This is a genomic window from Streptomyces sp. NPDC051677 (assembly GCF_044453465.1).
Taxonomy (GTDB): Bacteria; Actinomycetota; Actinomycetes; order Streptomycetales; family Streptomycetaceae; genus Streptomyces.
In genome coordinates this window covers 1-25,096 of record NZ_JBITCT010000072.1, presented here as the reverse complement: position 1 = coordinate 25,096, position 25,096 = coordinate 1, and the positions used below count along the sequence as shown (strand labels likewise).

The window sequence follows — 25,096 nt, the reverse complement described above, 5'->3', positions numbered from 1 at the left end:
CTTTCATCGCCGCTGTCCAAGCCGTCCGCCTGCCCCGTCACGTCGCCTCCGCGTTGCGCACGATCCGCAGCGCCCACCACATCCCCGCGCCCTCCAGCGCACCGCCGACGAGCAGGCAGCCCAGCCCGGCCCCGGTGTGCAGCAGGACATGCAGCGGGTCGGCGCCGAGCGCGGCCCCCAGCAGGAGGCCCAGGACCGGCAGGCCGGCGAGCATCACCACCGTCGCGCGAGGACCGGCCAACTGAGCGCGCAGATCGGCCCGTTGGTCGCCTTCCGCACGCAACGCCTCTTCGAGACGGTCGAGTCCTGCCGCGAGGCCTGCGCCCTGGTCCACGGCCACCCGCCAGCACGCGCCGAGCCCCAACAGCCCGTCGGCCCCCGGTTGCCGAGCCGCGACGGCGAGTGCCTTGGGTACGTCCCCGCCGAACCGCGCCGCCGCCAGCACCGGCGCCTGCGCCGCGCCCAGCCCGCCGGAGTCCCGCGCGGCCCGCTGCAGCGCCTCCCCGGGCTGCCGACCGGCGAGCACCTCCCCTGCCAGCGCCGCACACAACGCGATCACCGCGTCCCCTCGGCTCTCTCCCGCCCGGCGCTCCTGGGCGGCCCGCCGCGTCCGGCGAAGCAACGGAACCCCGGCCGCCCCCGCGAGAACCGGCAGCACCGAGCCGCCCAGCACCGCCAGGACCAGTCCGGCGACCGGCGCCCACCACTCAGGCCGCCACCGTCCCCGGAGCCTGTGCAGTTCGCCGGTCAGATGCCGCCACGACGGGGGACCGCTGCCCACCACCCCGCCCCCGGCCAGCAGCAACTGCGCCCGCCTGGCCCCCGAGTACGGTCCGCCCAGCAGCCAGGCCGCCGCCCCGGCACAGGCCACCGCCGCAGCCATCGGCACCTCACTCATCGCACCCACCCGTCCCTCCGTCGTTCTCGTCGCTCAGCAGCTCCCGCAAGCGCTCCCAGCCCCGTTCGCGGGCGAAGGCGTCCGCCCGCCACCGCAGCGCCGGCACGGTCCGCACCAGCCCTGACGGGTCCCGCTCCAGCACGTGCACCTCCGCGATCCGCCGCCGCCCCGCCGGGTCGCGTACGAGGTGCAGGACCACCGACAGGGCGGCCGCCAACTGGCTGTGCAGCGCGGCCCGGTCGAGCCCGGCCGCCGTGCCGAGCGCCTCCAGCCGGGCGGGGACGTCCGCGGCGGCGTTGGCATGGACCGTGCCGCAGCCGCCCTCGTGGCCCGTGTTGAGCGCGGCCAGCAGATGCACGACCTCCGGCCCGCGCACCTCGCCCACCACCAGCCGGTCCGGCCGCATCCGCAGGGCCTGCCGCACCAGGTCCTCGAGCGTGACGAGCCCCGCTCCCTCCTGGTTGGCGGGTCTGGTCTCCAGGCGGACGACGTGCGGGTGATCCGGGCGCAGCTCCGCCGAGTCCTCCGCGAGCACGATCCGCTCCCCCGGCCCGACCAGGCCGAGCAGCGCGCTCAGCAGGGTCGTCTTGCCGCTGCCGGTGCCACCGCTGACCAGGAAGGACAGCCGCGCCCGCACCAGGGCCCGCAACACCCGGTCCCCGCCCGGCGGAACCGTGCCCGCGGCCACCAGTTCGTCGAGCGTGAACGCACGCGGCCGTACGACGCGCAGCGCGAGGCAGGTGCAGCCGACGGCGACCGGGGGCAGCACCGCGTGCAGTCGTGTCCCGTCGGGCAGCCTGGCGTCGGCCCACGGCCGGGCGTCGTCCAGGCGCCGTCCGGCCACGGCGGCCAGGCGCTGTGCGAGGCGTCGTACGGCCGCCGCGTCAGGGAAGGAGACGCCGGTCAGTTCCAGGCCGCCGCCCCGGTCGACCCAGACCCGGTCCGGGGCCGACACCAGCACGTCGGTCACCCGGGGGTCGGCGAGCAGCGGCTCGAGGGGCCCGCTGCCGATCAGTTCGGAGCGCAGTTGCTCAGCCGCGCCGAGGACTTCCGCGTCCCCGAGGACCCGCCCCTGTTCGCGCAGCGCCTGTGCCACGCGCGCGGGTGTCGGCTCTGCCCCGCTCTCGGCGAGCCACTGCCGTACGCCGTCGAGCAGCGTCCCGGTCGCCCGCATGCGTTCGAGGCCGAGCGGGGTGCTCATGAGCCACCCGCCTCGGTCAGCGCGCGCTCCCAGAACTCCTTGCAGAAGCGGGCGAGGGGCCCGCGCGCGCTCGCGCCCGGCGGTGCCTTGCCGCCGTCCGGGCGGAGCAGTCCCGACTCGACGGGCACCTCGCCGGCCAGTGGCAGTCCGAGCAGCCGGGCTACCTCGCTGTCGTCGAGGCCGGGCGCGTAGGGGCCGCGTACCGCCACCCGCAGGTCGCGCAGGACCATGCCGACGGCGGCGGCCACGCGCCCGCCCGCCGCGACGGCGCGCAGTTCGGCGGGAACCACCAGAAGCCCGAGGTCGAGTTGGGCCAGGACCTCGGCGACTCCGTCGTCGATGCGGCGCGGCAGGTCGACGACGACCGTGCCGCCCCGGCGCCGGGCCGCCGCGAGCACCGCGCGTACCGCCTGGGGCGCGATGGCGACGCAGTCGCCCCGGTCCCAGCTGAGCACCCGCAGCGAGTGCAGGCTCGGCAGCGACTCCTCCAGGGCGCCGCCGCCGACCCGGCCGCGCGAGGCGGCGAACGCGGGCCAGCGCAGGCCTTGCGCGCTCTCCCCGCCGAGGAGTACGTCGAGTCCGCCGCCCAGCGGATCGGCGTCCACCAGGAGGGTGCGCAGCCCCTCGCGCGCGGAGGTGACGGCGAGGGCGCACGCGAGCGTGGACGCTCCGGCGCCGCCGCGGCCGCCGATGACGCCGACGGTGAGCGCGGGCCGGCCGACTCCTTCGGCGACGTCGGCGATGCGGTCGACCAGCCATTGTTCGCCGTCGGGGAGCATCAGGACGTGGTCGGCGCCGATCTCCACGGCGCGCTGCCACACCCCGGAGTCGTCCTGGTCGCGTCCGACGAGGACCACTCCTCGCCTGCGGGCGGCTCCGCGCACCCGGCGTGCCGCGTCGTCGCCGACCAGGATGAGCGGCGCAGACTCCCAACCGCCCCGCTGGTGCGGCACCGAGTGGTGCACCTCGGGTGTGGCGCCGGCCGCGGCGCACAGGCGCAGCAGGTCGTCGAGGAGTTCCGCGTCCTCCGTGACGATCAGTGGCTTGCCCGGCCGGCCTCCGGCGGTGGGCATCGGGTCGTGTGTGACGGCTCCGGTCACGATTTCCATCCCCCTTCGCTGCGGGTCGCGCAGTCCCTGCGGCCCCGCGATTCCCAAACGTGTGAAGAACCGCATCCGGTCTCCATATGAACGGCCGACAGAAACCGGCCGCACACGTCCGGCAAACGGAACCGGTCATGTGAAGTCGGCACGAGCGGACGTGTCGGAATCACGGTGCAGCGAACCCGGAAATCGTGTGGATCTTGGTCGAAAACTGTGGATGCGTGGGCCGTTGTGAATATCGCCATCACCCACACCGGTGAGCCCTGCATCAGCCTGTGTACAACTCCCGCAGAGCAGTCCGGCGACTACGCACAGTGAGGGGACGCGGGCATACGAAAGAGGCGGCCGCAGCCGCCTCGGTGCGGCGCCACAGCCGCGTACAGAAGGAGAAAACCCACCCGGACATGCGACGACCCCCGCCGGGGGGGAGAGCGGGGGTCGTCTCCACGGCCGACTCGGGGGGGGAGGAGCCGGACCGGGTTAGCACGGTCGCGAACGATCCGTGACTTCCATGGTGTACCCGAGAGCCCTCTCAGGCAAACCCACGCGCCCACCTTACGCCGAATGGGCTGCCCCTATGCTCTTGCTTGTGGAAAACCACTCCTTGCCCCGCACAGCCGCCTTCTTTGACCTGGACAAGACGGTCATTGCGAAGTCGAGCACGCTCACCTTCAGCAAGTCGTTCTACCAAGGCGGCCTGATCAACCGCAGGGCCGCCTTGCGGACCGCATATGCCCAGTTCGTCTTCCTCGTGGGCGGTATGGACCACGACCAGATGGAGCGGACCCGCGAGTACCTGTCCGCCCTCGTGCGCGGCTGGAACGTCCGGCAGGTGAAGGAGATCGTCGCCGAGACCCTTCACGACCTGATCGACCCGCTCATCTATGACGAGGCGGCCTCCCTGATCGAGGAGCACCACACCGCCGGCCGTGACGTCGTCATCGTGTCCACGTCCGGCGCCGAGGTGGTCGAGCCGATCGGCGAGCTGCTCGGCGCGGACCGCGTGGTCGCCACCCGGATGGTCGTGGGCGAGGACGGCTGTTTCACCGGCGAGGTGGAGTACTACGCCTACGGCCCGACGAAGGCGGAGGCGGTCAAGGAGCTGGCGGAGTCCGAGGGGTACGACCTCTCGCGCTGCTACGCATACAGCGACTCGGCGACGGACCTGCCCATGCTGCAGGCCGTGGGGCACCCGCACGCGGTGAACCCGGACCGGGCCCTGCGGCGCGAGGCCGTCGCGCGTGGCTGGCCGATTCTCGACTTCCACCGGCCGGTGCGCCTCAAGCAGCGCATCCCCAGGTTCTCCGTACCGCCCCGCCCGGCGCTCGTAGCGGCCGCGGCCATAGGCGCGGCGGCGGCCACCGCGGGTCTCGTCTGGTATGCCAGCCGCCGCCGGGCGGCAACACTGCCCGTTTAAAACCTGTTTGGACGCAAAAGCAAAGAACTGGTGCCAGCACTTCCGCTTGTCCGGGTCCTGGAGTACAAAGGACTTAACGGCCCGCGAGACCAAGGACATCCGAGAGGATCACCTTAATAACGCATTTGGCCCCACGGACCGCGCATGACCACTGGGCACCCACGCGACGTCGACCCGTCGATTACGGGCCAGCCGCACCAGGTCACGGGCAAAGTTCCCGGCCTGATGGGCAACATATCGAGGACGCTTGGTAACCGGGTGAGCATGCCAGCGGCGGTACGAGGTCCTCGTACCGCCGCAACCCTTTGTAAGGCCCCCGCGGGGGCCTTACTCGTAATTTTGCTGTGGATTTCCCGTGACCGCGCTCCACGCGCGTGTGGAGTCTTAAGCCGCCCCGCGCTGCAGCGCCTCGCAGACCGCCGTCGACTCGCGGGCGCCCAGCTCGACCGCCCTGCCGCAGTGCGCGATCCAGGCCGCCATGCCGTCCGGGGTACCGGAGACATAGCCGTCGAGCGCGGCCAGATAGGCCGCCCGCCCCAGCTCGGCGTGCCCCACCTCGGCCGGGCAGACCGACTTGGGGTCGAGGCCGCTGCCGATGAGCACGATGCGCTCGGCGGCCCGCGCGACCAGGCCGTTGTGGGATGTGAAGGGGCGCAGTGCGAGCAGTTCGCCGTGCACGACGGCGGCCGTCACCAGGGCGGGAGCGGACCCTCCCGCGATGATCAGCTCGGACAGCCCCTCCAGGCGTCCGGCCAGCTCGGCGGCGCCGGGCAGCGGGAGCTCGATCAGCGGCTCGTCGACCGCCTCGGCAGACTGCCGTGGACGTCCGACCTCGTCACCGTTGCTCGCCGCGGCCACCAGGTGCAGTCGCGCCAGCACGCGCAGCGGCGACTGCCTCCAGATGGACAGCAGCTGGCCCGCCTCGGCGGTCAGCCGCAGAGCGGCGCCCATGACCCGCGCCTCGTCGTCGACTCCGAAGTCGGCGCGTCGGCGCACCTCTTCCAGCGCCCAGTCCGCCCCGGAGAGCGCCGCCGAGCCGCGGGCGCCGCGCAGGGCCGCCTCTGAGGTGATCTCGGTGCTGCGCCGGCGCATGACCCGGTGTCCGTAGACCCGGTCCACGGCCTTGCGCACGGACTCCACGGACTCGGCCACACCGGGCAACGAGCCCAGGGCCGCAAGCGGATCGGCGGACGCGCCTGTCGTACTCATGAGTACGACATTACGCACCCCAGGCGCATGGCCCACGAAGGAGTGGTCTTCTTCACGCACGCCTGACACATACAGCTATTACCGCACTACCCTTGGTGAACATGAAAATTGCTTTCGTCGGGAAGGGCGGCAGCGGCAAGACCACCCTGTCTTCCCTGTTCATCCGTCACCTCGTCGCCGCCGGCGCCCCCGTCATCGCGGTCGACGCCGACATCAACCAACATCTGGGGCCCGCACTCGGCCTGGACGAGGCGGCGGCCGCCGCACTCCCCGCGATGGGCGACCGGCTGTCATTCATCAAGAACTACCTGCGCGGCTCCAACCCCCGCGTCACCTCCGCCGAGACGATGATCAAGACGACACCACCCGGCGAGGGCTCCCGACTGTTGCGGGTGCGCGAGAACAACCCGGTGTACGACGCCTGCGCCCGACCGGTGGAACTCGACGGCGGCGCCGTCCGTTTGATGGTCACGGGCCCCTTCACGGACGCCGACCTGGGGGTCTCCTGCTACCACTCCAAAACGGGAGCGGTGGAGCTGTGCCTGAACCACCTGGTGGACGGGCGTGGCGAGTACGTCGTGGTCGACATGACCGCAGGCTCGGACTCCTTCGCCTCCGGCATGTTCACCCGCTTCGACATCACGTTCCTCGTCGCCGAGCCGACCCGGAAGGGGGTCTCCGTCTATCGCCAGTACAAGGAGTACGCCCGCGACTTCGGCGTCGAGCTGAAGGTCGTCGGCAACAAGGTGCAGGGCCAGGACGACATCGACTTCCTCCGCGCCGAGGTCGGGGCCGACCTGCTCGTGACGGTCGGGCACTCCGGCTGGGTACGCGCCATGGAGAAGGGCCGGCCGCCCCGGTTCGAGCTCCTGGAGGACACCAACCGCCACGCCCTGCGCCTGTTGCGGACGACCGTCGACTCGGCGTACGAGCGGCGCGACTGGGAGCGCTACACACGGCAGATGGTCCACTTCCATCTGAAGAACGCCGAGTCCTGGGGAAACGAACGCACCGGGGTCGACCTGGCGGCGCAGGTCGACCCCGGGTTCGTCCTCACCGAAGGCGTCACGGCCTCCGTGTGACGGCTGTGTGACGGCTACTGCCTGACCGCCGGCGCCCCCGGCGCGCCCTTCGGGGCCGGGGCGGGGCCGCCGGGCAGGAAGGACGCCCAGCCCTGCTTCGGGGTCTCGCCGACCTCGAGGGTGCGCAGCTTGGCCAGGGTCTGCGGGTCCTGGGCGTCCAGCCAGTCGGCCAACTGGCGGAAGGAGACACAGCGCACGTCCGGCTTGTTGCAGACCTTCTCGACGACCTCCTCGATGGCGCGCATGTACGTGCCGCCGTTCCAGGACTCGAAGTGGTTGCCGATGATCAGCGGGGCGCGGTTGCCGTCATAGGCCCGGTCGAAGCCCTTGAGCAGGCCGTCACGCATCTGGTCGCCCCAGAACTCGTACTTGTCGGGGTCGCCCTGGGTGGCGGTGCCGGACTGGTTGACCATGAAGTTGTAGTCCATGGTGAGCTGCTCGTAGGTGTGGCCGGGGAAGGGCACGAGCTGCATCGACAGGTCCCACAGGCCCTCCTTCTTGCCGGGCCAGACCTGGTTGTCGACACCGCTGGTGTCATAGCGGAAGCCCAGCTCTCGGGCGGCCCTCATGAAGTTCCTCTGGCCTTCCAGGCAGGGGGTGCGGGCGCCGACGAGTTCCTTGTCGTAGTCGAAGGGCAGCGGAGCCGCGTTCTTCATGCCGGTGTTGGTCTTCCAGGTCTTCACGAACTGCTTGGCCTGGGCGATCTCGTCCTTCCACTCCTCGACCGACCACTCGCCGACACCGCCGTTCTTCCCGCAGAAGTGGCCGTTGAAGTGGGTACCGATCTCGTTGCCCTCCAGCCACGCCAGGCGCAGCTGCTTCACGGTGTCGGCGATGCCCTGCTCGTCGTTGAAGCCGATGTCGGAGCGGCCCGGCGAGTGCTGCGGCGGCTTGTACAGGTCGGCCTTCTCCTCCGGCAGCATGTACACGCCGCTGAGGAAATACGTCATTGTCGCGTGGTTGGCCTTGGACACCTTGCGGAAGTGGGAGAACAGCCGCTGACTGTCCTCGCCCGCGCCGTCCCAGGAGAAGACCACGAACTGCGGCGGCTTCTGGCCCGGCTTCAGACGTTCGGGCCGGGGCAGGTGGGGCTGTGCCCCGGTGTACGCGGTGGAGCCGTCGCCGATCAGGCGGACCACGCTCTTGGGCGCGGGGGCGGGCTTCGCCTGCTGCGGGCCCGACGCCCCTAGCTTGGAACCATGGGAACCACCGGTTCCCGTCGCGCAACCGGCGAGCGATGCGGCGACAGCCGCGGCGACCACTGCGCCCGCGGCGATCCTCTGGGTGGCGGCCATCCGGCGCCCACCTTCTTCCTTCTCTCGGCCAACGCCGACGAGGGCGTTCTCTGATGACGCGCCGGGACGAGCCGGCGGCGCCGTCAAGGTCGCACGGGACCGAGAAGGAATTAGTACGACAAGCCGACAAAAAGACCGCTTCACTCTCGCGAGTGATTAATTGCACCAATTGCCACAAAAATCCATGCTTGACCTTTACTCTGCATTACGATTCGTTTACCGAGCGTTGATTTTCATCCCGCCGCTGCACGCCGTGACCCACGGCCGCGACCGCCCCCGCCACAGCCGGGGACCACCAGTTCCGCGACCGCGCTGCCCCGGAGGAGACGGGAAACATGTCCGCCTGCGCCCCCACCCGCACTGCCCACTCGACGCGCGCCGAGCGCACCCACCCAGCCCACAGCCCCCCACCGGCCCCGCACCGCCGCTTCCGCATCGCGGGCGCCGACCTGTCCGCCTCGATCGCGGTCTTCCTGATCGCCCTGCCCCTGTCCCTCGGCATCGCCCTGGCCACCGGCGCGCCCCTCCAGGCCGGCCTCGTCGCCGCTGCCATGGGAGGGATCGTCGCCGGCTGGGCTGGCGGTTCACCTCTCCAGGTCAGCGGCCCCGCAGCCGGCCTGACCGTCGTCACCGCCGACCTCATCCAGCGCTACGGCTGGCGCACGACATGCGCCATCACCGTCCTCGCCGGACTCGCCCAACTGGGCCTCGGCTGCCTGCGCGTGGCGCGCACCGCCCTCGCCGTCAGCCCCGCCATCGTGCACGGCATGCTCGCCGGCATCGGCGTCACCATCGCCGTCGCCCAAGTGCACATCGTCCTCGGCGGCAGCCCCCAGAGCTCCGTCCTCGACAACCTCCGCGCCCTGCCTGCCCAGTTGGCCCGACTGCAGCCCGCAGCCGTGGCCGTGAGCGCACTGACGCTGACCCTGCTGCTGCTCTGGCCGCGCATCCCCGGCCGGGTGGGCCGCCTGCTGCACCACGTGCCCGCCGCCCTCGTCGCCGTCACGGGCGCCACCGCGACCGCCGCGCTCACCGGCCTCACGCTGCCCAAGGTCGACCTGCCGTCCTGGAGCAGTCACGCCCTGGCCGGGCTGCCCGACGGGCCGGTGCTCGGGATCGCCGCCGCCGTCCTCACCACCACGCTGGTGTGCAGCGTGCAGTCACTGCTCGGCGCAATCGCCGTGGACAAGCTGATCGCATCGCGCCCCGGCCTGCTCGGCTCCCGCTCCACCCGCGTCGGCCGCTCGGATCTGGACCGCGAGCTGCTCGGCCAGGGCGCGGCCAACATCGTCTCCGGCGCACTCGGCGGACTGCCGGTGGCGGGCGTCGCCGTGCGCAGTTCAGCAAATGTCCAAGCCGGTGCCGTAAGCCGGAACTCCACGATGCTGCACGGCGTTCTCGTAGTAGTCGCCGCGTTGCTGATGGTCCCGATCCTGGATCTCATCCCGCTCGCCTCACTCGCCGCCCTGGTGATGGCCGTCGGCATCCAGATGGTGTCCCTGCACCACATTCGCACGGTGACCCGCCACCGAGAGGTGCTGGTGTACGCCGTCACCACCCTCGGCGTGGTGCTCCTCGGCGTCCTGGCGGGCGTCATGCTCGGCATCGCCGTGGCCGTAGCCGTCGCCCTGCACCGTCTAACCCGCACCCGCATCACGCACTACGAGAAGGAAGGAGTCCATCACGTACACGTACGAGGCCAGTTGACGTTCCTCGCCGTGCCGCGGCTCAGCCGCATCCTGCACCTCGTACCCCAAAGCACCCATGTCGTGGTCGAGTTGGACGGCTCCTTCATGGATCACGCGGCGTACGAGTCCCTGCAGGACTGGCAGAAGTCGCACACCGCACACGGTGGCTCCGTCGAGCTGACCGGCCGCCGCTCCGGCACAGGGCTCGACACCGGAGCAGTACTCGAGACACAGGTCGAGATCCCCACCAGCACCAGCACCAGCACCAGCACCAGCACGGGTGCCGTCTCCAGAGCCCAGGAGAGCGAGTCGACCGCTCTTCGAGGTCTCGGCCCGGCTCCCGCCGACACCGCCATCGCCGACTGCCGGTGCCGCCCCTGGACACCGTGGCGCAACCACCAGTGCGAGGTGCCACGGGAAACGCCGACGACAGCGACACTCCGGCCGCCCAAGACGGCGGACCCGACAGACACGGCGAACTCGACGGAGCCGCCGTACACAGCTCAGAGGAAGAGAAAGGAAAGGACCGAGCCCAAGGAAACAACCGAGCTCGCCGAGCACGTCGGTCAGGCCACGAACATCGAGCCGACCGAGAACCCCGAGCATGCCGAGCACACTGAGAACACCGGGCGCGTCGGGCACGTCGAGCGCGTCGAGCCGAGTGGACATCAACTGGTGCGTGGCATTAGCGCGTTCCAGCGCAACACCGCACCGCTGGTGCGGGGCGAACTGGCGCGGCTGGCACGGGAGGGGCAGCAGCCCACTCAGCTCTTCCTCACCTGCGCCGACTCACGACTGGTCACCTCGATGATCACTTCCAGTGGTCCCGGCGATCTGTTCGTGGTCCGCAACGTGGGCAACCTCGTGCCGCCGCCCGGCGAGGAGAGCGGGGACGACTCGGTGGGGGCAGCCATCGAGTACGCGGTGGACGTTTTGAAGGTGCGGTCCATCACCGTGTGCGGGCACTCCGGGTGCGGGGCCATGCAGGCACTGCTCGCCTCCGAACCCGGCGGCCCCCGGACCCCGCTGAAGCGGTGGCTGCGGCACGGGTTGCCGAGCCTGGAGCGGATGGGTGACGACAGCCGCCCCTGGGCCCGGCTGGCCGGGCGGACACCGGCGGACGCGGTCGAGCAGCTCTGCCTGACCAACGTGGTCCAGCAGTTGGAGCACCTGCGGGCCCACGAGTCGGTGGACCGAGCCCTGCGGGCCGGGGCGTTGGAGCTGCACGGGTTGTACTTCCACGTGGGCGAGGCACAGGCGTATCTGCTCACCGGAGAGAACGGCGGCGAGCTGTTCGACCATGTGGGAGTGACGGACCTGACGGCATGACCACGGTGCCGGCGTGACCACAGTGACCACGTGACCACAGTGACCACGTGACGACGGTGACGGTTGGGAACGGCCCGCCGAGCCCCTCTCCTCGGCGGGCCCTTCCCAACCCCATCCCCCGACGTCCACACCCCCGCCCACACCCCCGCCCATACCCCCGCCCAGGCCCAGGCCAGGCATCGGGTGTGAAAGGCGTTACACGGGCTGAACTCCTATCGGCCGCCGTCCGTGGGTACCAATGCCCAGGTACCAACGCCCCGGACACGCACCTCAACCGCGCCACACCTACGCACATCCCGACAGGTCTAAACCAATTTTTCGTCGGCCCTTGTCACCAGACCCCTGGGTCTGATGAGCTGTGGCCTGGGACACAACGGACACGGACACCCTTCGAGAGGGAGATGTCGTGAGCAACGAAAGCCTGGCCAACCTGCTGAAGGAAGAGCGCAGGTTCGCGCCGCCCGCCGAGCTGGCGGCCGACGCCAACGTCACGGCGGAGGCGTACGAACAGGCCAAGGCTGACAGGCTCGGCTTCTGGGCCGAGCAGGCCCGTCGGCTGACCTGGGCCAAGGAGCCGACGGAGACGCTGGACTGGTCGAACCCGCCGTTCGCCAAGTGGTTCAAGGACGGCGAGCTCAACGTCGCCTACAACTGCGTCGACCGGCACGTGGAGGCCGGGCACGGGGACCGGGTCGCCATCCACTTCGAGGGCGAGCCCGGCGACAGCCGCGCCATCACCTACGCCGAGCTCAAGGACGAGGTGTCCAAGGCCGCGGGCGCCCTGCTGGAGCTGGGAGTTCAGAAGGGCGACCGGGTCGCGGTCTACATGCCGATGATCCCGGAGACGGCGATCGCGATGCTGGCCTGTGCCCGGATCGGCGCCGCGCACTCCGTCGTCTTCGGCGGCTTCTCGGCGGACGCGCTGGCCACCCGTATCCAGGACGCGGACGCCAAGGTCGTCATCACGTCCGACGGCGGCTACCGGCGCGGCAAGCCGTCCGCGCTGAAGCCGGCCGTCGACGACGCGGTCGCGCGCGTGGACAACGTCGAGCACGTGCTGGTGGTCCGGCGCACCGGCCAGGAGGTCGCCTGGGACGACAGCCGTGACGTGTGGTGGCACGAGATCGTGGAGCGGCAGTCGACCGAGCACACGCCCGAGGCGTTCGAGGCGGAGCACCCGCTGTTCATCCTCTACACCTCCGGCACCACGGGTAAGCCGAAGGGCATCCTGCACACCTCCGGCGGCTACCTCACGCAGGCCGCGTACACGCACCACGCCGTCTTCGACCTCAAGCCGGAGACGGACGTGTACTGGTGCACCGCCGACGTCGGCTGGGTCACCGGGCACTCGTACATCGTGTACGGCCCGCTGGCCAACGGCGCGACGCAGGTGATGTACGAGGGCACGCCCGACACCCCGCACCAGGGCCGCTTCTGGGAGATCGTGCAGAAGTACGGGGTGACGATCCTGTACACGGCGCCGACCGCCATCCGTACGTTCATGAAGTGGGGCGACGACATCCCCGCGAAGTTCGATCTCTCCTCCCTCCGCGTCCTCGGCTCGGTCGGCGAACCCATCAACCCCGAGGCCTGGATCTGGTACCGCAAGCACATCGGCGCTGACCGGACCCCCGTCGTCGACACCTGGTGGCAGACCGAGACGGGCGCGATGATGATCTCGCCGCTGCCCGGCGTCACCGAGACCAAGCCCGGTTCCGCGCAGACCCCGCTGCCCGGCATCTCCGCGACCGTCGTCGACGACGAGGCGAACGAGGTGCCGAACGGCGGAGGCGGTTACCTGGTCCTCACCGAGCCGTGGCCGTCGATGCTGCGCACCATCTGGGGCGACGACCAGCGGTTCCTCGACACCTACTGGTCACGCTTCGAGGGCAAGTACTTCGCCGGGGACGGCGCGAAGAAGGACGACGACGGGGACATCTGGCTCCTCGGGCGCGTGGACGACGTCATGCTGGTCTCCGGGCACAACATCTCCACCACGGAGGTCGAATCGGCACTCGTCTCCCATCCGTCCGTCGCCGAGGCGGCCGTGGTGGGCGCCGCCGACGAGACGACCGGGCAGGCCATCGTCGCCTTCGTCATCCTGCGCGGCACGGCGAACGCGGAGGACGAGAGCCTCGTCGCCGATCTGCGCAACCACGTCGGCGCCACCCTCGGGCCGATCGCCAAGCCCAAGCGGGTCCTGCCGGTCGCGGAGCTGCCGAAGACCCGCTCGGGCAAGATCATGCGTCGGCTGCTGCGGGACGTCGCGGAGAACCGTCAGCTCGGTGACGTCACCACACTGACCGACTCCACGGTCATGGACCTCATCCAGGCCAAGCTCCCGGCGGCACCGAGCGAGGACTGACGAGGGCCGAGCAAGGGCCGAGCAAGGGCGGGGCGACCGACTGAGTACGTCCTTGCAGGGCACCCGGTGACAGGTGTGCGCCGGGTGCCCTTTTCGCACCTAACGTAGGAATCGCCGGATTCCTCCCAGCGCACTTTAGGTAGACTAAACAAAAAATAGGTGCGCCGGGAAGTCTGGTCGGCATGTGCTCAGCCCTGCCCACCGACCGGAGGTCCCCACCGTGCCCGCGCCCCGCACCCCGACTGCCCGCAAGGTCCTGGGACGGCTGTCCCTCCCAGAACGGAACTTCGTCGCGGAGGCGTTGCGTGCCGAGACCGTCGGCGGCGTGTTGCTGCTCGTGGCCGCCGTCACCGCCCTGATCTGGGTGAACGTCCCGGCGCTGCACGACAGCTACGAGAGCGTCAGCCACTTCCACCTCGGCCCCCACGCCCTCGGGCTGAACCTCTCCGTCACGCACTGGGCGGCCGACGGCCTCCTCGCGGTCTTCTTCTTCGTCGCCGGCATCGAGCTCAAGCGCGAGCTGGTGGCCGGTGACCTCAAGGACCCCAGGGCCGCCGCGCTGCCCGTGGTGGCCGCGCTGTGCGGGATGGCCGTGCCGGCGCTCGTGTACACGCTCACCAACCTCACCGGCGGCGGTTCCCTGCGCGGTTGGGCGGTGCCCACGGCCACCGACATCGCGTTCGCGCTCGCCGTGCTCGCCGTCATCGGCACGTTCCTGCCGAGCGCGCTGCGCGCCTTCCTGCTCACCCTCGCCGTCGTCGACGACCTGTTCGCGATCCTGATCATCGCGGTGTTCTTCACGAACACCATCGACTTCGCAGCGCTGGGCGGCGCAGTCCTCGGGCTCGTCGTCTTCTGGCTGCTGCTGCGCACAGGCGTGCGCGGCTGGTACGTCTATGTGCCGCTCGCGCTGGTGATCTGGGCGTTGATGTACAACAGCGGCGTCCACGCCACGATCGCCGGTGTCGCGATGGGCCTGATGCTGCGCTGCACGAAGCGTGAGGGCGAGGAGCACTCCCCCGGCGAGCGGATCGAGCATCTCGTCCGGCCGCTCTCCGCCGGTCTCGCGGTGCCGCTGTTCGCCCTGTTCAACGCCGGTGTGGCGGTCTCTGGCGGCGCACTCGCGGATGTGTTCGCCCGGCCGGAGACGCTGGGCGTCGTCCTCGGTCTCGTCGTCGGCAAGACGATCGGCATCTTCGGCGGGACCTGGCTGACGGTCCGCTTCACCCGGGCCTCGCTCAGCGAGGACGTCGCCTGGGCGGACGTCTTCGCCGTCGCGACCCTCGCGGGCATCGGCTTCACCGTCTCGCTGCTGATCGGGGAGCTCGCCTTCGAGGGCGACGCCGCGCTCACCGACGAGGTCAAGTCCGCCGTCCTGCTGGGCTCGCTGATCGCGGCGACCCTGGCGACGGTCCTGTTGAAGCTGCGCAACGCCAAGTACCGCCGGATATGGGAGGCCGAGGAGCGCGACGACGACCTCGACGGCATCCCGGACGTCTACGAACAGGACGACCCGGCGTACCACCTGCGGATGGCGGAGATCCTCGACCGCAAGGCCGCCGAGCACCGCCGGATCGCCGAGGAGATCGCCCGGCGGAGCGCCCAGGAGGAGGCCGACGCGCGCCACGGTCTTGCCGAAGTGGCGGGCGGGGCGGGCGAGGAGGGCGACCGTCCGGCATGATCTGACGGGACGGTACAAAAGAATCCAGAACCAGTGCAGCAGCAGACACACGCAGCAGCAGACACATGTAGCAGCAGAAGAGGGAGAACGCGATGAGCGCACCCGACGGCAGCCCGGTCGGCGCCGAACGCAGCATCGGCCAGCTGTTCGCCTCGGCGACGACCGAGTTGTCGGCGCTGGTGCACGACGAGATCGCGCTGGCGAAGGCCCAGCTGAAGCAGGACGTCAAGCGGGGCGCGATGAGCGGCGGGGCGTTCTCGGTGGCCGGCGCGGTGCTGGTGTTCTCCCTGCCGATGCTGAACTTCGCGCTGGCGTACGGCATCCGGACCTGGAGCGACTGGAACCTCGCGGTCTGCTTCCTGCTGTCGTTCGCGGCGAACGTGCTCGTCGCGCTCGTCCTGGTGCTGATCGGCGTGGTCTTCGCGAAGAAGGCGCAGAAGGGCAAGGGCCCGCAGAAGGTCGCGGCGTCCATGAAGGAGAGCGCGGGCGTCCTGCAGAACGCCAAGCCGCACCCGCGGCCCGAGCTCCCGCAGGATCGGGTCCCGGCGGCCATCGAGGCTGTGGGACGCTCGTCGTCATGACGGACCCCGCCACTCCTTCGGCCCAGCCCGCTTCGGTCGTACGGCCGGACGCGGTCTTCGGTGTCCGGATCACCCACCGCGAGGTCGCCGCGAACGGCGCTCGGTTCCACATCGCGGAGCTGGGCGACGGGCCGCTGGTCATGCTCGTCCACGGTTTCCCGCAGTTCTGGTGGACGTGGCGGCACCAGCTGGTCGCGCTGGCCGACGCGGGCTTCAGGGCCGTCGCGATGGATCTGCGGGGCGTGGGCGGCAGCGACCGTACGCCCCGCGGCTACGACCCGGCCAACCTCGCCCTCGACATCACCGGCGTGATCCGCTCCCTGGGCGAGCCGGACGCCGCCCTGGTCGGCCACGACCTGGGCGGCTATCTGGCGTGGACGGCGGCCGTGATGCGCCCCAAGCTCGTACGGCGGCTCGCCGTCGCCTCGATGCCGCATCCCCGGCGCTGGCGCTCGGCGATGCTCGCCGACGTCCGGCAGACGGCCGCCAGCTCCCACATCTGGGGCTTCCAGCGGCCGTGGATCCCCGAGCGGCAGCTCACCGCCGACGACGGCGAGCTGGTGGGCCGGCTGATCCGGGAGTGGTCCGGGCCGCGGCTGCCGGAGGACGAGACGGTGGAGACGTACCGGCGTGCGATGTGCATCCCGTCCACGGCGCACTGCGCGGTGGAGCCGTACCGCTGGCTGGTGCGCTCGATGGCCCGCCCGGACGGCGTCCAGTTCTACCGGCGCATGAAGCGGCCCGTGCGCGTGCCCACGCTCCACTTGCACGGCTCCCTCGATCCGGTGATGCGCACCCGCAGTGCGGCCGGCTCCGGCGAGTACGTCGAAGCGCCGTACCGCTGGCGGCTGTTCGACGGCCTGGGCCACTTCCCGCACGAGGAGGATCCGGTCGCTTTCTCCACAGAACTGGTCAATTGGCTGAAGGACCCCGAACCCGATCGGTGACCGCGTCATCGCGCCCGGTATCCGGATCTGAACACCTGTACTACGAACAGCCAAATGCCCGACGCATAGGCCAATTGGCGGGCCCGAGGGCGGTTATCGACCTTGAGGCAGGGGCAGACGTCGGGGTATGGGCTGGACGCACGACTACAGTGACGCAGCACGCAACCGCAGCTCGGCCAGTGGCCTGAGCCCCCACCAACGAGGTGCCGACCCGCAACTGCCGGGTTCCGACCTCCGGGTGGGCATTCCGCGCATCCTGCGCCGCCGGGCCCGTTGGGTCTCGGTCCGTCTGCGTCACCCGCGAGGCTGACCCGCCCAAGGGCTTGCGGGACCCGTTGGAGGGCACGGCAATCGCTCAGAGAGCGCAGCTGTCGCTGTCCACCTCTTGGCCCGCGGTACGTCCCGCGTCGATGTCCTGCTGGATCTCGTCCGCGGTGAGGGCGTAGCCGGTGTCGGCGTCGTCGAGGGACTTCGCGAAGACCACGCCGTACACCTTGCCGTCGGTGGTGAGCAGCGGGCCGCCGGAATTGCCCTGACGGACGGTCGCGAACAGCGAGTACACGTCACGGCGCACGGTGGTGCGGTGGTAGATGTCCGGTCCGTTGGCCGTGATCCGACCGCGTACGCGCGCGGCACGGACGTCGTACGCGCCGTTCTCCGGGAACCCGGCGACGATCGCGTCGTCGCTGCTCGTCGCGTCCTTCGCGGTGAACTGCAGCACGGGCGCGTCGAGATCCGGTACGTCCAGGACCGCGATGTCGCGCTTCCAGTCGTACAGGACGACCGTGGCGTCGTACTTGCGGCCCTCGCCGCCTATCTGGACGGTGGGCTCGTCGACGCCGCCCACGACATGCGCGTTGGTCATGACGCGGCGCTCGCCGAAGACGAAGCCCGTGCCCTCCAGGACCTTGCCGCAGCTCTCCGCGGTGCCCATGACCTTGACGATGGAGCGCTGCGCGCGCTTGGCCACGGCGCTGTTCGCCAGGGCCGGGTCGGGCGGCTGGACGTCGGTGATCGGCTCGTTGGAGAACGGGCTGAAGACCTGCGGGAAGCCGTTCTGCGCGAGGACGGAGGAGAAGTCGGCGAACCAGGTGTCGGCCTGGTCGGGCAGCGCCTCGGACACCCCGTGCAGCACCTTGGAGCTACGGACCTCCTTGCCCAGCGTGGGCAGGGTGGTGCCGGCGAGCGCGGAACCGATCAGCCACGCCACCAGCAGCATCGCCACGACGTTGACCAGCGCGCCGCCCGTCGCGTCCAGCGCGCGGGCCGGGGACCAGGTGATGTAGCGGCGCAGCTTGTTGCCGAGGTGGGTGGTGAGGGCCTGGCCGACCGAGGCGCAGACGATCACGACGATGACCGCGACGACGGCCGCGGTGGTGCTCACCTCGGAGTTGTCGGTCAGGGCGTCCCAGATCACGGGCAGCAGGTAGACGGCGACGAGGCCACCCCCCAGGAAGCCGATCACCGACAGGATGCCGACGACGAAGCCCTGGCGGTAGCCGACGACCGCGAACCATACGGCCGCGACCAGCAACAGGATGTCCAGCACGTTCACGAACGACACCCTGTCATGACCGCCAGTCGAGCGGGACCTGCTTCTCACGGTCCCAGGGGTGCTCCCAGCCCGCGAAGTGCAGCAAACGGTCGATGACACCGGCCGTGAACCCCCACACAAGGGCTGATTCGACCAGGAATGCCGGGCCGCGGTGGCCGCTGGGGTGCACGGTCGTGGCCCGGTTGTCCGGGTTCGTGAGATCCGCCACGGGGACCGTGAAGACGCGGGCCGTCTCGCCGGGATCGACGACGCCGACGGGGCTCGGCTCGCGCCACCAGCCCAGCACCGGGGTGACGACGAAGCCGCTGACCGGGATGTACAGCTTGGGCAGCACGCCGAAGAGCTGGACGCCGGACGGATCGAGGCCGGTCTCCTCCTCGGCCTCGCGCAGCGCGGCGCGCAGCGGCCCGTCACCGTGCGGGTCGCCGTCCTCCGCGTCGAGGGCGCCGCCCGGGAACGAGGGCTGGCCCGCGTGGGAGCGCAGGGAGCTCGCGCGCTCCATGAGCAGCAGCTCGGGGCCGCGCTCGCCGTCGCCGAACAGGATGAGGACGGCCGACTGGCGTCCCGCGCCGTCCGCCGGGGGCAGGAAGCGGCTGAGCTGGAGCGGCTGGACCGTCTCCACAGCGTGCACCACCGGGTCGAGCCAGGTCGGCAGGCCCTCCTTGCTGAGCGTCACCGGACCGCCCTGGGTATTGCTCGCGCGCGTCATCGCCACACCACCCCCCGTTCTGCCCAGTCCAACGCCCGAGCACCGACAGATCGTTCCGGGGACCGCCTCCCGGTCGTTCGTGCGCGGACGACGGGCCGCCCCGCCGCCGTCGGCCCTACCGTCATCCGGCCCCCAGCGGCGGGGCCGGCCTGCCGCCCGCGTCCAGGTAGGACTGGGGCGGGTTCAGGCGCTGGCCGGGGAAGCCGCCCTTCTCGTACTTCAGAAGCTTCTGCGCCTTCTCCGGGTCCGTCTCCCCCTCGCCGTACGCCGGGCAGAGCGGGGCGATGGGACAGGCGCCGCAGGCGGGCTTGCGGGCGTGACAGATGCGGCGGCCGTGGAAGATCACGTGGTGCGAGAGCATCGTCCACTCGCTCTTGGGGAAGAGCGCGCCGACGGCGGCCTCGATCTTGTCGGGCTCGGTCTGCTCGGTCCACTGCCAGCGCCGTACGAGCCGCTGGAAGTGCGTGTCCACGGTGATCCCGGGACGGCCGAACGCATTCCCCAGGACCACGAACGCCGTCTTGCGGCCGACGCCGGGCAGCTTGACCAGGTCCTCCAGCCGGCCGGGGACCTCGCCGCCGAACTCCTCCACGAGGGCCTTGGAGAGGCCTATCACCGACTTCGTCTTGGCCCGGAAGAAGCCCGTGGGGCGGAGGATCTCCTCGACCTCCTCCGGGTCGGCGGAGGCCAGGTCCTCGGGGGTGGGGTACTTGGCGAAGAGCGCGGGGGTCGTCTGGTTCACCCGGAGGTCGGTGGTCTGGGCGGACAGGACGGTGGCGATCACCAGCTGGAACGGGTTCTCGAAGTCCAGCTCGGGGTGGGCGTACGGGTAGACCTCGGCGAGCTCGCGGTTGATGCGGCGGGCACGGCGGACGAGGGCGGTACGGGACTCGGGCCTCCTGGCCGCCGTCTTCCTGACGGCGGCGGCCGACTTCCCGCCGCCGGCAGCCTTCTCCGTGCCGACCGGCTTCTCCGTGCCGGCCGGCTTCTCCGTGCCGGCCGGCTTCTCCGTGCCGACCGGCTTCTCCGTGCCGGCCGTCTTCCCGGTACCCGCCGCCTTCTCGGTGTCGGCCGCTTTTTTCGCAGGCATCTCTTTTGTCACCTTTGCCGTTTTGTCACCACCGCCGGAGTCCTGTTCGCCCACAGCGGAAACGCGACGTACAACCACCCGCCCAGCCCCCTTGGCCTGTGCTCTCACCGGCGATTTGGACACCCGGCCAGCCTAAAGCCCGGCACTGACATCCGCCCCGGACCCTGAGGACCAGCCCCCAATTGGACCCCTGCCGCTTACCTCGGGACACGTGTGCGGCATCCTTGTGACAGATCACACTGTTTGGACCGTCCGGCAAAATGGGGAACACGGTCCCCTGGTAAGCGGGGAGCAAGATCCCCTGAGCAGGTCGACAAGGAGAGAACTCGTGGACGACGTCCTGCGGCGCAACCCGCTCTTCGCGGCTCTCGACGACGAGCAGGCCGCAGAACTGCGCGCCTCCATGAGCGAGGTGACCCTGGCCCGTGGCGACTCCCTGTTCCACGAGGGCGACCCGGGCGACCGGCTTTACGTCGTCACCGAGGGCAAGGTCAAGCTCCACCGCACCTCCCCGGACGGCCGGGAGAACATGCTGGCCGTGGTGGGCCCCAGCGAGCTCATCGGCGAGCTGTCGCTCTTCGACCCGGGCCCGCGCACGGCGACGGCCACCGCCCTCACCGAGGTCAAGCTCCTCGGCCTCGGCCACGGCGACCTCCAGCCCTGGCTGAACGCCCGCCCCGAGGTGGCCACCGCGCTGCTGCGCGCCGTCGCCCGGCGCCTGCGCAAGACCAACGACGCCATGTCCGACCTGGTCTTCTCGGACGTCCCCGGCCGCGTGGCCCGCGCCCTGCTGGACCTCTCGCGTCGCTTCGGCGTGCAGTCCGAGGAGGGCATCCACGTCGTCCACGACCTGACGCAGGAGGAGCTGGCGCAGCTCGTCGGCGCGTCGCGCGAGACCGTGAACAAGGCGCTGGCGGACTTCGCCCAGCGCGGGTGGCTCCGCCTGGAGGCACGGGCGGTCATCCTGCTGGACGTGGAGCGGCTGGCCAAGCGGTCGCGCTAGACGCCGGCCGCCGGCTGCGCGGTGAGGCAGGTCGGTGTGACCGCCCCTGGGGGCTGCCGCCCCCAGGCCCCGCTTCGGCCCGCAAAGGGCCTCGTCCTCAAAAACGCCAGACGGGCTGGTTCACCGTGACCGGCGCTGAAAATGCGCTGCCCTCCACTGCCTTGCCAGGCACAGTGGGCCCATGAGCGAAACGGTTCCCCTCCGGGGGCTCGACTCCCAGGGCTACATCGCCAGGGAAGGGTCCCTCGCGCGCGTGCCGCATGCGCTCCGGCCCGTCGTCGCGGCGGCTCGGGACCGGATCCTGGACGTCTTCGGGGGCCGGCTGCACAGCGCGTACCTCTACGGGTCCATCCCTCGCGGCACCGCGCGCGTGGGCCGCAGCGACCTGGACCTCCTGGTCGTCCTGCGCGAGGAGCCGACCGACGCGGACCGGGCCGACGGCCGGGCGCTCGACGAGGCCCTCGACAAGGAACTCCCCCAGATCGACGGCGGCGGGACGCTTTTCGTCAGCCACGCGTGCGTGCTGAGCGAGCTGGAGCGGCACGACCTGGGGTGGTTCGTGGCCTGTCTGTGCACGCCCCTGCTCGGCGAGGACCTCGCCGAGTACCTCCCCCGCTACCGTCCCGACTCGCTGCTCGCCCGCGAGACCAACGGCGACCTCGCCCTGGTGCTGCCCCGCTGGCACGACCGCATCTCCTCGGCGGACGACTCCGAGGAGGCCCGGCGGCCTCTCGTCCGGTTCATGTCCCGGCGCCTCGTGCGCACCGCGTTCACGCTCGTCATGCCCCGCTGGAACGGCTGGACGAGCGACCTGCACGAGATGGCGGAGGCATTCGGCGCGTACTACCCCGCGCGTGCGGAGCAGGTGCGGGCGGCGGCCGTCCGCGGCTACGACCCGACGGGGGACGGGGCCGTCCTGCGGGCGTACGCCGACGACCTCGGCCCCTGGCTCGCGAAGGAGTACGCGCGCGTGCACGGCGTCAAAGCCCCGCGCCCCGAAGGGACGACCTAGGTGTATTGACCCGCAGGGTGCTCACACGGGGGATGGGTGGCGGGCGCCGCGCCGCGCGCGTGCTGCCCGACCGAGTGCGGCGGCGGTACTTCACCGACGGCAGGGCTCCCGGCGCGCGCCGCCACGACCCGAGCGGCGACGCTGCAGCCGCCGGTCTTCCCCCTCTGCAGCCGCCGCGCTCACGCCGACGTCGACCGCTCCCTGTGGCGGCGTCGGGGTCGCCTAGATGAGTCCGTGCTCTGTCAGGTACTCCAGTTGGGCCCGTACCGACAGCTCCGCCGCCGGCCACAGGGAGCGGTCGACGTCGGCGTACACGTGGGCGACGACCTCGGCGGGGGTGCGGAAGCCGTCCTCGACGGCCGTCTCGACCTGGGCGAGGCGGTGGGCACGGTGGGCGAGGTAGAACTCGACGGCGCCCTGGGCGTCCTCCAGGACCGGTCCGTGGCCCGGGAGGACCGTGTGGACGCCGTCGTCGACCGTGAGGGACCTCAGCCGCCGCAGCGAGTCCAGATAGTCGCCCAGACGGCCGTCAGGGTGCGCCACGACGGTCGTGCCGCGGCCCAGGATCGTGTCGCCGGTCAGGACGGCCCGGTCGGCCGGGAGGTGGAAGCAGAGCGAGTCGGCGGTGTGGCCGGGCGTCGCGACGACCCGCAGCTCCAGGCCGCCGACGGTGACCACGTGCCCGGCGCCCAGGCCCTCCTCGCCCAGCCGCAGCGCCGGGTCCAGGGCCCGCACCTTCGTGCCGGTCAGCCCGGCGAAGCGGACGGCGCCCTCGGCGTGGTCGGGGTGGCCGTGGGTCAGCAGGGTCAGGGCGACGCGTTTGCCGGCCTGCTCGGCGGTGTCGACGACCGTGCGCAGGTGGCCGTCGTCCAGGGGGCCCGGGTCGATCACGACCGCCAGCTCGGAGTCGGGCTCGGAGACGATCCAGGTGTTCGTGCCGTCCAGGGTCATCGCGGAGGCGTTCGGCGCGAGGACGTTGACCGCGCGCGGGGTGGCGGGCCCCGAGAGGACTCCGCCTCGCGGCTGGCCGGGGAGGGCGGCTGCGTCGGTCATTCGGGGGAGCCTTCCATCGGGCGGGGCTGTCGGGTGCCCGTCACGTCTGTCACGCGGATCCGCCGCCCGTCGTGTCGATCGGGATGTGCTTGGTGAACTCGTCATGCCCCGGCCAGGACAGCACGACCTCGCCGTCCTCCAGGCGGGCCTGCGCCAGGACCGGGGTCAGGTCGAGGGCGGGGGCCGCGGCGAGCGCCTCGGCGGCCGTGCCGTAGGGAGCGAGCCGGCGCAGGGTCGCGATGGTGGGCGGCATCATCAGCAGCTCGCCCTTGTCGTACGCGGCGGCCGCGTCGGACGGGCGGATCCACACGGTGCGGTCGGCCTCCGTGGAGGCGTTGCGGGTGCGCTGGCCCGCGGGGAGCGCGGCGACGAAGAACCAGGTGTCGTAGCGGCGGGGCTCGAACTCCGGGGTGATCCAGCGCGTCCAGGCGCCGAGGAGGTCGGAGCGCAGGACCAGGCCGCGGCGGTCGAGGAACTCGGCGAAGGACAGGTCGCGGGCGGCCACCGCGGCCCGGTCGGCCTCCCAGTCGGCGCCTGTGGTGTCGCCGACGACGGAGTCCGAGGTCGGCCCCGCGAGCAGGACGCCGGCCTCCTCGTAGGTCTCCCGCACGGCCGCGCAGACGATCGCCTGGGCCGCCGTCTCGTCGACACCGAGCCGGTCGGCCCACCACGCGCGCGTGGGGCCCGCCCAGCGGATGTGCAGGTCGTCGTCGCGTGGGTCGACGCCGCCGCCGGGATAGGCGTACGCGCCTCCGGCGAAGGCCATGGAGGCGCGTCTGCGCAGCATGTGGACGACGGGGCCGCCGCTGTCGGTGTCCTTCAGGAGCATGACGGTGGCCGCGCGCTTCGGGACGACCGGAGTGAGGGCGCCGTCCGCCAGCGCGCGGATGCGTTCCGGCCAGTCCTGGGGAAACCACTGCCCATTCGCCATGGGCGCGAGGCTATCCCGTGGTGAGCGAATGTTCGAGAGGTCTCCGAGGTCAGCGCATGCCTGAGGGACGTCGGCAGGGCGCCCGGAGCGCGCCTAGGGGACGAGCTCGACCTGGATCTCGACCTCCACCGGCGCGTCCAGCGGCAGCACCGCGACGCCCACCGCGCTGCGCGCGTGCACGCCCTTGTCGCCGAGGACCTCGCCCAGCAGCTCGCTCGCGCCGTTGAGGACGGCGGGCTGGCCGGTGAAGTCGGTGGCCGACGCCACAAAGCCGACGACTTTCACCACGCGCGCGATGCGGTCCAGGTCGCCCGCGACCGACTTGACGGCGGCCAGGGCGTTCAGCGCACAGGTGCGGGCCAGCTCCTTGGCCTCCTCGGGAGTGACCTCGGCGCCGACCTTGCCGGTGACCGGCAGCTTGCCCTCCACCATGGGCAGCTGGCCGGCCGTGTACACGTACGGGCCGGACTGCACGGCGGGCTGGTAGGCCGCGAGGGGCGGCACGACCGCCGGCAGGGTCAGCCCCAGCTCGGCGAGCCTCGCCTCGACCGCGCTCACGCCTTCGCCCGCTTCAGATAGGCGACGAGCTGCTCCGGGTTGTTCGGCCCGGGCACGACCTGGACGAGTTCCCAGCCGTCCTCGCCCCAGGTGTCCAGAATCTGCTTCGTGGCATGAACGAGCAGCGGCACGGTTGCGTATTCCCACGAACGATGGCTAACTTCAGCCATGACAACACCCCAGGTGGTCAGCGGTATGAACCTTCACGTTGCAGGCTATACGCGCCAGTCCTACGGCAGGGTCAACGGCAGCGAGGCGAGCCCGGCCAGTCAGCGAGAGACCAACCAGGCGCGCCAGGGTCCCTTGCGTGATCGACGTCTGTCCGGATTCATCCGGTGATGCCGAGGGTGGCCAGGGGCCTTCGCCAGTCGCGAGCGGTGTGACGTAGG

The 25,096-nt window shown here is 71.1% G+C and carries 22 protein-coding genes; 10 read left to right on the top strand and 12 right to left on the bottom strand.

Annotated features, from left to right (window positions below; translation table 11 throughout):
- Nucleotides 1-37 precede the first annotated feature (37 nt).
- From ACIBAF_RS44645 to ssd, 3 genes are read right to left on the bottom strand one after another with little or no spacing between them, the layout of a single operon-like run.
- Nucleotides 38-898, bottom strand: a complete 861-nt coding sequence (locus ACIBAF_RS44645; protein WP_399471783.1) for a type II secretion system F family protein — start codon at nt 896-898, stop codon at nt 38-40.
- A complete protein-coding gene (locus tag ACIBAF_RS44640; protein WP_399471781.1) occupies nt 891-2,099 on the bottom strand; it encodes a TadA family conjugal transfer-associated ATPase in 1,209 nt (402 codons plus the stop codon). Before ACIBAF_RS44640 ends, ACIBAF_RS44645 begins: the two co-directional genes overlap by 8 nt.
- The gene (ssd, locus tag ACIBAF_RS44635) at nt 2,096-3,208 is read right to left on the bottom strand and encodes a septum site-determining protein Ssd (RefSeq protein WP_399471779.1); all 1,113 of its coding nucleotides are present in this window, start codon (nt 3,206-3,208) and stop codon (nt 2,096-2,098) included. Before ssd ends, ACIBAF_RS44640 begins: the two co-directional genes overlap by 4 nt.
- Nucleotides 3,209-3,779: 571 nt before the next feature.
- Between ssd and ACIBAF_RS44630 the strand changes: the two genes are divergently transcribed.
- Nucleotides 3,780-4,619, top strand: a complete 840-nt coding sequence (locus tag ACIBAF_RS44630) for an HAD family hydrolase (protein ID WP_399471777.1) — start codon at nt 3,780-3,782, stop codon at nt 4,617-4,619.
- A 384-nt stretch (nt 4,620-5,003) separates the two neighbouring features.
- On the opposite strand, the gene ACIBAF_RS44625 is transcribed toward ACIBAF_RS44630, so the two are convergent.
- Nucleotides 5,004-5,828 (bottom strand): oxidoreductase, encoded by an 825-nt coding sequence (locus tag ACIBAF_RS44625; protein WP_399471775.1) that lies wholly within the window; start codon nt 5,826-5,828, stop codon nt 5,004-5,006.
- 101 nt (nt 5,829-5,929) lie between these two features.
- On the opposite strand from ACIBAF_RS44625, the gene ACIBAF_RS44620 reads away from it, so the two are divergent.
- The gene (locus ACIBAF_RS44620; RefSeq protein ID WP_399471773.1) at nt 5,930-6,910 is read left to right on the top strand and encodes an ATP-binding protein; all 981 of its coding nucleotides are present in this window, start codon (nt 5,930-5,932) and stop codon (nt 6,908-6,910) included.
- 14 nt (nt 6,911-6,924) lie between these two features.
- Here ACIBAF_RS44620 and ACIBAF_RS44615 read toward each other — a convergent pair whose 3' ends face one another.
- The gene (locus tag ACIBAF_RS44615; RefSeq protein ID WP_399471771.1) at nt 6,925-8,205 is read right to left on the bottom strand and encodes a hypothetical protein; all 1,281 of its coding nucleotides are present in this window, start codon (nt 8,203-8,205) and stop codon (nt 6,925-6,927) included.
- A 335-nt stretch (nt 8,206-8,540) separates the two neighbouring features.
- Here ACIBAF_RS44615 and ACIBAF_RS44610 point away from each other — a divergent pair, with 335 nt between their 5' ends.
- From ACIBAF_RS44610 to ACIBAF_RS44585, 6 genes are all read left to right on the top strand, one after another.
- Entirely contained in the window at nt 8,541-11,222 is a 2,682-nt protein-coding gene (locus tag ACIBAF_RS44610; protein WP_399471769.1) for a bifunctional SulP family inorganic anion transporter/carbonic anhydrase, read from the top strand.
- A 406-nt stretch (nt 11,223-11,628) separates the two neighbouring features.
- Complete coding sequence (acs, locus tag ACIBAF_RS44605) at nt 11,629-13,587, top strand: acetate--CoA ligase (protein ID WP_399471767.1); 1,959 nt, start codon at nt 11,629-11,631, stop codon at nt 13,585-13,587.
- Between the two features lie 220 nt (nt 13,588-13,807).
- A complete protein-coding gene (nhaA, locus tag ACIBAF_RS44600) occupies nt 13,808-15,268 on the top strand; it encodes a Na+/H+ antiporter NhaA (protein ID WP_399471765.1) in 1,461 nt (486 codons plus the stop codon).
- A gap of 92 nt (nt 15,269-15,360) precedes the next feature.
- Nucleotides 15,361-15,849 (top strand): phage holin family protein, encoded by a 489-nt coding sequence (locus ACIBAF_RS44595; RefSeq protein ID WP_399471763.1) that lies wholly within the window; start codon nt 15,361-15,363, stop codon nt 15,847-15,849.
- On the top strand, nt 15,846-16,796 hold the full coding sequence (locus ACIBAF_RS44590) for an alpha/beta fold hydrolase (RefSeq protein ID WP_399471761.1): 951 nt from the start codon (nt 15,846-15,848) through the stop codon (nt 16,794-16,796). Before ACIBAF_RS44595 ends, ACIBAF_RS44590 begins: the two co-directional genes overlap by 4 nt.
- A 127-nt stretch (nt 16,797-16,923) precedes the next feature.
- The gene (locus ACIBAF_RS44585) at nt 16,924-17,106 is read left to right on the top strand and encodes a hypothetical protein (RefSeq protein WP_399471759.1); all 183 of its coding nucleotides are present in this window, start codon (nt 16,924-16,926) and stop codon (nt 17,104-17,106) included.
- A gap of 45 nt (nt 17,107-17,151) precedes the next feature.
- Here ACIBAF_RS44585 and ACIBAF_RS44580 read toward each other — a convergent pair whose 3' ends face one another.
- The 3 genes from ACIBAF_RS44580 to nth form a co-directional block, all read right to left on the bottom strand.
- Nucleotides 17,152-18,351: a MarP family serine protease gene (locus ACIBAF_RS44580; protein ID WP_399471757.1), complete on the bottom strand. Its 1,200-nt coding sequence runs from the start codon at nt 18,349-18,351 to the stop codon at nt 17,152-17,154.
- A 13-nt stretch (nt 18,352-18,364) separates the two neighbouring features.
- Nucleotides 18,365-19,060: an NUDIX hydrolase gene (locus ACIBAF_RS44575; RefSeq protein WP_399471755.1), complete on the bottom strand. Its 696-nt coding sequence runs from the start codon at nt 19,058-19,060 to the stop codon at nt 18,365-18,367.
- Between the two features lie 121 nt (nt 19,061-19,181).
- Complete coding sequence (gene nth, locus ACIBAF_RS44570) at nt 19,182-20,150, bottom strand: endonuclease III (protein WP_399471753.1); 969 nt, start codon at nt 20,148-20,150, stop codon at nt 19,182-19,184.
- A gap of 328 nt (nt 20,151-20,478) precedes the next feature.
- Here nth and ACIBAF_RS44565 point away from each other — a divergent pair, with 328 nt between their 5' ends.
- Both ACIBAF_RS44565 and ACIBAF_RS44560 read left to right on the top strand, forming a co-directional pair.
- Nucleotides 20,479-21,153 (top strand): Crp/Fnr family transcriptional regulator, encoded by a 675-nt coding sequence (locus tag ACIBAF_RS44565; protein ID WP_020129286.1) that lies wholly within the window; start codon nt 20,479-20,481, stop codon nt 21,151-21,153.
- Between the two features lie 181 nt (nt 21,154-21,334).
- A complete protein-coding gene (locus ACIBAF_RS44560; protein ID WP_399471751.1) occupies nt 21,335-22,165 on the top strand; it encodes a nucleotidyltransferase domain-containing protein in 831 nt (276 codons plus the stop codon).
- Between the two features lie 222 nt (nt 22,166-22,387).
- Here the strand turns inward: ACIBAF_RS44560 and ACIBAF_RS44555 are convergent, their stop codons facing one another.
- The 4 genes from ACIBAF_RS44555 to ACIBAF_RS44540 form a co-directional block, all read right to left on the bottom strand.
- Entirely contained in the window at nt 22,388-23,218 is an 831-nt protein-coding gene (locus ACIBAF_RS44555; protein WP_399471749.1) for an MBL fold metallo-hydrolase, read from the bottom strand.
- Nucleotides 23,219-23,267: 49 nt separating this feature from the next.
- A complete protein-coding gene (locus ACIBAF_RS44550; RefSeq protein ID WP_399471747.1) occupies nt 23,268-24,149 on the bottom strand; it encodes an NUDIX hydrolase in 882 nt (293 codons plus the stop codon).
- Between the two features lie 93 nt (nt 24,150-24,242).
- Entirely contained in the window at nt 24,243-24,707 is a 465-nt protein-coding gene (locus ACIBAF_RS44545) for a RidA family protein (protein WP_079660795.1), read from the bottom strand.
- Entirely contained in the window at nt 24,704-24,877 is a 174-nt protein-coding gene (locus ACIBAF_RS44540; RefSeq protein WP_399471745.1) for a DUF4177 domain-containing protein, read from the bottom strand. Before ACIBAF_RS44540 ends, ACIBAF_RS44545 begins: the two co-directional genes overlap by 4 nt.
- Nucleotides 24,878-25,096: the final 219 nt, after the last annotated feature.

Excerpts from the sequence above, each read along its gene's own strand:
- ACIBAF_RS44585 (WP_399471759.1), top strand. The coding sequence starts at position 16,924 with ATGGGCTGGACGCACGACTACAGTGACGCAGCACGCAACCGCAGCTCG.
- ACIBAF_RS44640 (WP_399471781.1), bottom strand. The coding sequence starts at position 2,099 with ATGAGCACCCCGCTCGGCCTCGAACGCATGCGGGCGACCGGGACGCTG.
- ACIBAF_RS44590 (WP_399471761.1), top strand. The coding sequence starts at position 15,846 with ATGACGGACCCCGCCACTCCTTCGGCCCAGCCCGCTTCGGTCGTACGG.
- ACIBAF_RS44555 (WP_399471749.1), bottom strand. The coding sequence starts at position 23,218 with ATGACCGACGCAGCCGCCCTCCCCGGCCAGCCGCGAGGCGGAGTCCTC.
- ACIBAF_RS44595 (WP_399471763.1), top strand. The coding sequence starts at position 15,361 with ATGAGCGCACCCGACGGCAGCCCGGTCGGCGCCGAACGCAGCATCGGC.
- ACIBAF_RS44610 (WP_399471769.1), top strand. The coding sequence starts at position 8,541 with ATGTCCGCCTGCGCCCCCACCCGCACTGCCCACTCGACGCGCGCCGAG.
- ACIBAF_RS44560 (WP_399471751.1), top strand. The coding sequence starts at position 21,335 with ATGAGCGAAACGGTTCCCCTCCGGGGGCTCGACTCCCAGGGCTACATC.
- ACIBAF_RS44550 (WP_399471747.1), bottom strand. The coding sequence starts at position 24,149 with ATGGCGAATGGGCAGTGGTTTCCCCAGGACTGGCCGGAACGCATCCGC.
- nth (WP_399471753.1), bottom strand. The coding sequence starts at position 20,150 with ATGCCTGCGAAAAAAGCGGCCGACACCGAGAAGGCGGCGGGTACCGGG.
- ACIBAF_RS44630 (WP_399471777.1), top strand. The coding sequence starts at position 3,780 with ATGCTCTTGCTTGTGGAAAACCACTCCTTGCCCCGCACAGCCGCCTTC.
- ACIBAF_RS44645 (WP_399471783.1), bottom strand. The coding sequence starts at position 898 with ATGAGTGAGGTGCCGATGGCTGCGGCGGTGGCCTGTGCCGGGGCGGCG.
- ACIBAF_RS44615 (WP_399471771.1), bottom strand. The coding sequence starts at position 8,205 with ATGGCCGCCACCCAGAGGATCGCCGCGGGCGCAGTGGTCGCCGCGGCT.
- ACIBAF_RS44625 (WP_399471775.1), bottom strand. The coding sequence starts at position 5,828 with ATGAGTACGACAGGCGCGTCCGCCGATCCGCTTGCGGCCCTGGGCTCG.
- ACIBAF_RS44620 (WP_399471773.1), top strand. The coding sequence starts at position 5,930 with ATGAAAATTGCTTTCGTCGGGAAGGGCGGCAGCGGCAAGACCACCCTG.
- ACIBAF_RS44540 (WP_399471745.1), bottom strand. The coding sequence starts at position 24,877 with ATGGCTGAAGTTAGCCATCGTTCGTGGGAATACGCAACCGTGCCGCTG.
- ACIBAF_RS44575 (WP_399471755.1), bottom strand. The coding sequence starts at position 19,060 with ATGACGCGCGCGAGCAATACCCAGGGCGGTCCGGTGACGCTCAGCAAG.
- ssd (WP_399471779.1), bottom strand. The coding sequence starts at position 3,208 with ATGGAAATCGTGACCGGAGCCGTCACACACGACCCGATGCCCACCGCC.